The organism is Sphingobium sp. CCH11-B1 (assembly GCF_001556865.1).
Lineage (GTDB): Bacteria > Pseudomonadota > Alphaproteobacteria > Sphingomonadales > Sphingomonadaceae > Sphingobium.
In genome coordinates this window covers 1-6,438 of the sequence record NZ_LSJY01000051.1, presented here as the reverse complement: position 1 = coordinate 6,438, position 6,438 = coordinate 1, and the positions used below count along the sequence as shown (strand labels likewise).

At 64.0% G+C, this 6,438-nt stretch carries 6 protein-coding genes; 3 read left to right on the top strand and 3 right to left on the bottom strand.

The genetic code is table 11. From position 1 onward, the window contains the following. Positions 1–760 precede the first annotated feature (760 nt). From AX724_RS05820 to AX724_RS05810, 3 genes are read right to left on the bottom strand one after another with little or no spacing between them, the layout of a single operon-like run. Entirely contained in the window at positions 761–1,036 is a 276-nt protein-coding gene (locus AX724_RS05820) for a hypothetical protein (RefSeq protein ID WP_030541607.1), read from the bottom strand. Between the two features lie 55 nt (positions 1,037–1,091). Next, the gene (locus AX724_RS05815) at positions 1,092–1,841 is read right to left on the bottom strand and encodes a methyltransferase family protein (RefSeq protein WP_082731805.1); all 750 of its coding nucleotides are present in this window, start codon (positions 1,839–1,841) and stop codon (positions 1,092–1,094) included. After that, entirely contained in the window at positions 1,838–2,101 is a 264-nt protein-coding gene (locus AX724_RS05810; protein ID WP_013039078.1) for a DUF2933 domain-containing protein, read from the bottom strand. Before AX724_RS05810 ends, AX724_RS05815 begins: the two co-directional genes overlap by 4 nt. A 251-nt stretch (positions 2,102–2,352) precedes the next feature. Here AX724_RS05810 and AX724_RS05805 point away from each other — a divergent pair, with 251 nt between their 5' ends. From AX724_RS05805 to AX724_RS05795, 3 genes are read left to right on the top strand one after another with little or no spacing between them, the layout of a single operon-like run. Then, positions 2,353–3,813 carry an MBL fold metallo-hydrolase RNA specificity domain-containing protein gene (locus AX724_RS05805; RefSeq protein ID WP_197421489.1) on the top strand — a complete coding sequence of 487 codons (1,461 nt, stop codon included), beginning with the start codon at positions 2,353–2,355 and terminating at the stop codon, positions 3,811–3,813. Further along, positions 3,810–5,348: a thymidine phosphorylase family protein gene (locus AX724_RS05800; protein WP_030541610.1), complete on the top strand. Its 1,539-nt coding sequence runs from the start codon at positions 3,810–3,812 to the stop codon at positions 5,346–5,348. Before AX724_RS05805 ends, AX724_RS05800 begins: the two co-directional genes overlap by 4 nt. Positions 5,349–5,356: 8 nt before the next feature. Continuing rightward, positions 5,357–6,229: a ribose-phosphate pyrophosphokinase gene (locus AX724_RS05795; RefSeq protein WP_231621895.1), complete on the top strand. Its 873-nt coding sequence runs from the start codon at positions 5,357–5,359 to the stop codon at positions 6,227–6,229. The last annotated feature ends 209 nt before the right edge of the window (positions 6,230–6,438 follow it).

Below are 6,438 nucleotides of genomic sequence, written 5' to 3'. Positions count from 1 at the left end.
AAAGGGGGTCCCTCTTCGACGCCGATCGGGGGTCCCTTTTGAACGCCGTTTGACAATCGATGGGCAAGAAGCTCATCAACGCGCCGCTCGCGAACCACAAAAGAAGCTGCGCGCCGACAATGATCGCGAGCCACTTGTGAGTGCGGCTCGCGAGAAGGTGCAGCCGAAGTTTGGTGCTTCTCAGGGTCGAATCTCCATCCTTGCGTGTCTCATTTCGTGCCTGCCAGATTCTTCATCATCCCGCGTGGCCGACAGGTGCGCCCGCGACCAGCGCTTGTACGGCTCAGCCGTCATCCCCGAGAGTTAGCGCACGAACGCCACCGTGTCCCAGACAGGGGATCCGGTGCGTCTTGCCCCCCGCCGGCTCGGCCGTCAGCTTACACCATGCTTGATAATCCAGGGCTGCTGAGCGGGCGTGAGGCGTTGCGCCACCCCTCGCCAGTTCGGGGCTTGCCGTTAAGGGCCTTGGCTCACCTCCGATTCCTCCGCGCCGGGGCGATAGATGACAGCCGCTGCACATCTCTCCGTAGAGGCCGACACCGACTGACACCCGTTGCGCCGACGCAAAATCCGGCCGCGCCCTTGGCAATCAGCCCGCTGGCACGGCGGTCGAACAGGTCAGTTGCTTGTCCGGCTTACAGATAGCGCCCGATCGCACTGCCCGGGCTCGGTCACGTCCTGAACTTCGGTGACGTTCAGGACGTGGCTGCGATCTCGATCGGTGGGCGGCCCAGCTTTTCGAGGGCGATCGCGTGACGGGCTAACCAACGACGGGATCTTTGACCCACCCCAAGGCATCGTGCAGCTCTGATATGTCGGCGTCGATGATCGCGTACAGGTCTTTATCTTCCTCGCGAAAGAACATGCGCGCCTTCGCTTCGTCTTCGGCAGGGGGAAGCATCGCTCCCAGGCGCTCCGGCCATTTCGCGTCTATGAATCTCATGAGCCGCTTCCAGGCCGCGGATCGGGTCTGATGGAGGCTCAGGACGGGAACGCCGTTTACTACAATCGCAAGGATCGTCACCTGCATGGTCACATACGCCCCCTCGATTTCGTCATGTTCGTGATGATCTTGCGGAGGAGGACAACGTCTAACCTCCTGGCAGCATGTTGTCGTGTTCTCGAGAACCCTCGCTAACCGGCCCGTCCGTCTGATGGCCTGCCATTCGAGCATTTCCTGTGAAGGCCAGTCCTGCAATCTCCCGCTTCCAACGCAAGCTGGGGAAGAAGGCGGGAACATGGGCCATGTACTGGCGGTAGCTATCGCCGTAGGTCGCGAGCGCGTATCTCTCCTCATGCTTAGCCAAACGAATGTACATCACCACCAGCACCGGAAACATGGCAAGCGTCAGAAGCGTCGGCCATTGTAGCAAGAAACCGAGCATGACGAGGATGAACCCTACGTATTGAGGGTGCCGCACCCGGGCGTAGACCCCCGTCATTGCCAATTCGTTTTTGCGCTGACTCGTGTGAAGCGCCGTCCACGCGATCGAGATTAGCCAAAAGCCTACACCAATCAGCACAAAGCTGGCGATGTGGAACGGGCCGAAATGCGGATTGATGCGCCAGCCGAACATCATTTCCAGGATGTGGCCAGCATCGTGGCTCCACCAGTCGACGCCGGGGAAATGCGACTGGAGCCACCCCGACAGCAGGAAGATGGTGAGCGGGAAGCCATACATTTCGGCGAAGAGCGCGACGATGAACGCACTGAACGCGCCGAAGCTGCGCCAGTCGCGCCGCGTTGCCGGCTTGAAGAAGCTGAACGCAAAGAGGATGAAAACGGCGGCATTGACCAGCGCGAGCCCCCACAGACCATAGCCATAGTCGGCGTGCGTCATCGCGACTCTCCTTCGATGCGGCCGTTGGGATTGGCCGGCAAGCCGGCGGGTGCCTGGCCGGGCTCATGGCCATGCTGATGCCCACCTTGGCCGTGGTGCATGAACAGGTGCATGAGCGGGCAGGCGAGCAGGATGAGATAGGGCAGCACACCCAGGAAGTGCGCGGTATGCTCGGTAATGAGGAAGAAGCTGGCGACGAGCAGGAAGCCGATCAGAACGATCTTGCCGCGCTTGCGCATGCGATGGTCATGTTCGCCCATATGCCGTTCTCTTCTAGTCAACCTCCAGCCTGCATAGGCTCGAGTCCAAGGAGCAAGGTATAAGTAGAGAGCGAAGTCCGAAGGGCATCGCGCAAGCATGGGTAAGGTGATCGATCGGATCGGCCACCGGTGTTCGCGCGACGCAACTGTCGGGAGCAGCAGTCGTGCTGCGGCTTTTGCGTATAGGCGTGCGGCGTCCGCGAATCAAAGCTGCGCTCACGAACATAATCGTGAGAGGCAGGCCCGCGTCCATGCACAAGAGAAAGAAACGGCACCATTCCCGCAACCAGTCCGGCGTGACCGTCCTCGAGCGCGAAGCAAGGATCGATCTGGCTAAGCGCCCGGCCGATGGTCTCGGCGTCGCCTTTCTCGGCGCATCGGGAACGGTCACAGGGTCGCGTTATCTGGTGGACGATGGTGAAACTCAGATCGTTGTCGATTCCGGCCTGTTTCAAGGACCCAGGGATCTGCGCCGCCTTAATTGGGCGCCAATTCCACCCGAAGTCGCCGATGTCGGCCAAGTCCTGCTGACCCACGCTCATCTCGATCACTCGGGCCCGCTACCGCGCATGGCGCGCCTGGGCTGGGACGGTACCGTCCTTGCCACCCGGGCGACCGCGGCCCTGTGCGAGCTCCTTCTTCCCGACAGCGGTCATCTGCAGGAAAAGGATGCGGAGTTCGCCAACCGGCACGGCTTCTCCAGGCACCAGCCGGCGCTGCCGCTCTACACCCAGGCTGACGCGCGTCTGGCATTGCAGCTCTTCCGGCCGATCGAGTTCGGAGCGTGGCATGCAGTCACGGACGGCATCAGGGTGCGCTATCATCGCGCCGGCCACATCCTCGGCGCGGCGTCGATCGAGATCGACTGGAAGGGGCGGACAATCCTCTTCTCAGGCGACATCGGCCGTTACGGCGATTCGGTGATGAAAGATCCCGAGCCGCCCGCGCGCGCCGACTATGTCCTGGTGGAATCGACCTATGGCGATCGGCGCCACGAGCAGGTCGATCCGACAAAGACGCTTGGAGATCATGTCGAACGATGCGTCGAGAGAGGAGGGACGGTGGTGATCCCGGCCTTCGCCGTGGGACGGGTCCAGTCGCTTCTCTATCATTTCTCGCGTCTGCGCGCGCAGGGACGCCTCCGCGACATCCCGATCTTCCTCGACAGCCCGATGGCGATCAACGCGAGCGGGCTGATGTGCGATTTCATGGACGAGCATCGCCTGGCCCGCGCCGAGTGCGAAGCGGCGTGCAGCGTCGCGCACTATGTGCGCGAAGTGGAGGAATCCAAGGAACTCACCGCCAACCCCGCCCCAAAGGTCATCATCTCGGCCAGCGGAATGGCAACGGGCGGCCGCGTGCTCCACCATCTCAAGCGCTTCGCGCCGGATGGGAAGAACCTCATCCTCTTCTCGGGCTTCCAGGCGGCGGGCACCCGCGGCGCCGCCATGATCGGCGGCGCCCGGACGATCAAGATCCACGGCGAGTATATCCCGGTCGAAGCCGAGGTCGCCAACCTGACGATGCTCTCGGCGCATGCCGACAGCGACGAGCTCATGCGCTGGCTCGGCTCGCTGCACGAGGCCCCGCGCCACGTCTATGTCACCCATGGCGAGCCGACCGGCGCCCACGTCCTGGCGAAGCGTGTCTCGGAGGAACTGGGCTGGGCATGCAGCGTACCGGCGCTGGGTAGCTGGGGCATGCTCGCGTGAAGCCCGGGATCATCGAGAACGCCGAAGCAGAGTCTGTCGCGACGACGCTGCGGGCACGCCGCATCGGCCTGTCGGGTGCCGGTAGCGATCTGATTGCGGTCATGCGCCACGACTGTCCCGTCTGCCGCTCGGAAGGTCTTGCGTCCCGCGCGCAGGTCGCGCTGCGCGCCGGCGGGCGGGAAATCGTCGTCTCGCTGCTGCACAGTTCCGCGGAGGCTCCAGCGCCCGGCGAGATCGGCCTCTCGGAATCCGCATGGCAGCGGCTCGGCGTCAGCGAGGGCGATCCGGTCGAGATCGCGCACGCCCAGCCTCTCGCCTCGCTCGCCGAAGTGCGTCGGCGTATCTATGGCAATCGTCTCAGTGACGGGGCTTTTTCAGCGATCATCACCGACATCGCCGAGCGACGCTATAGCGATGTCCATCTCTCGGCATTCGTCACGGCCTGCTCGGCGGTCCCGCTCGATACGGACGAAACGATCAGCCTGACCAGGGCGATGGTCGATGTCGGCGAGCGATTGCAGTGGCCCGGAACGGTCATCGTCGACAAGCATAGCGTCGGTGGATTGCCGGGCAATCGCACCACGCCGATCATCGTCTCGATCATGGCCGCGGAGGGCCTGATCATGCCCAAGACATCGTCGCGGGCGATCACCTCGCCGGCCGGCACGGCGGACACGATGGAGGTGCTGGCACCTGTCGACCTCGACGTTTCCGCAATCCGCAAGGTGGTCGAGCGCGAAGGCGGCTGCATCGCCTGGGGCGGCGCCGTCAATCTCAGCCCTGCCGACGACGTGATCATCGGCGTGGAGCGCGTGCTCGATATCGATGCCGTCGGGCAGATGGTCGCCTCGGTGCTGTCCAAGAAAGTCGCGGCCGGTGCGACCCATCTGGTCATCGACATCCCGGTCGGGCCGACCGCCAAGGTCCGCGGAGCCGCTGCCGCCGACACCCTCGAGCGCGCGCTGAGCTCGGTCGCCCAAGCCTTCGGGCTTCGCACGCGCGTGATGCGCGGCCCCGGCGCGGAGCCGATCGGACGGGGCATCGGTCCGGCGCTCGAGGCGCAGGATATCCTTGCCGTGCTCCAGGGGCAGCCTGGCGCCGAGGATCTCGCCCACCGGGCCTGCGAGCTGGCGGGAGGACTGCTTGAGCTCGCGGACGCGGCCCCGGCCGGCGAAGGCTATGCGCGTGCGCGGGCGTGCCTCGAAAGCGGCCGGGCCTGGGCCAAGTTCCAACGTATCTGCGAAGCGCAGGGCGGCATGCGGGCTCCACCGGTCGCCCGGTTCCAACAGGATATGATCGCTCCCTATAGCGGCCGCCTGGTGAGTATCGACAATCGCAAGCTCGCGACGGTCGCGAAGCTTGCCGGCGCGCCGATGGCCAAGGCCGCCGGCGTCGCGCTGCAGTGTCGGCTGAACCAGATGGTGGATGCCGGGGCTCCCTTGAGCACCATTCATGCCGAGAGCCCGGGCGAGCTCGATTATGCGGCGGCCTATGCGGTGAGCGACGGGCCGATCTTCGGGATTGAAGCGCTATGAACCGTCCCGTGCTGTTCGCGCTGTCTGGCAGCGAGGCCCTGGCACAGCCGCTATCCGCCGCACTCGATGCAGAGGTCGGCACGATCGAGCATCGTCAGTTTCCCGACGGGGAAACCTATCTCAGGGTCGTAAGCGACATCAGCGACCGCGACGTCATCCTGCTGTGCAGTCTCGATCATCCGGACGCCAAGCTGTTGCCGCTGCTGTTCGCAGCCGACACCGCGCGCGATCTGGGCGCTCGCAGGATCGGGCTCGTCGCCCCCTACCTCGCTTACATGCGCCAGGACATTCGCTTCCATGCCGGCGAGGCGGTGACGTCGCGAACCTTTGCCGCGATCCTGTCCCGCCATCTCGACTGGCTGGTGACGGTCGATCCGCATCTCCACCGCTATCATGCGTTGTCGGAAATCTACCGCATCCCGACCCAGGTTGTTCATGCTGCGCGGCTTCTGGCCTCGTGGATCAAGCGCAATGTCGCTCGTCCGCTGATCATCGGTCCGGACCTGGAAAGCGAACAGTGGGTCTCGCAGGTGGCGGCCGATGCCGATGCTCCGTTTCTCGTGTGCGAGAAAATCCGGTCCGGCGACCGTGACGTCACCATCTCGATTCCGAATGCCCCAGCGTTTCTCGATCGCCAGCCGGTGCTGGTCGACGATATCGCCTCATCCGGCCGGACCCTCGCCGAGGCGGCGCGCCAGCTGGTCGGCATGGGGTTCGCGCGACCGGATTGCGTGGTCGTGCATCCGCTTTTCGCCGGCGATGCAGCGCAAGTCCTGGGTGGGCTCGTCGAGAGGATCGTGAGCACGAACGCTGTTGCGCATACCTCTAATGATATCGACGTGATGCCGGCGATTGCGGAGGCCGTTCGTCACGGAATTTGAACGGTGCGCTGCGCGTCAGTTCTTCAGTACTCAATGCTCAATGCACGATGAAAACGAACGCCCGGCAAACGCCGGGCGCATTCCCATCCATTGACCCTACACGAGCCCGAACCAATCTTCCGGGAACTTCGCTTTCGGAGAAAGTCGCGGCAGGAAAGGAGATGGCATGAATGATTTGTGATCGGCCTTGGTGCTCGGCGTCGTGGCGT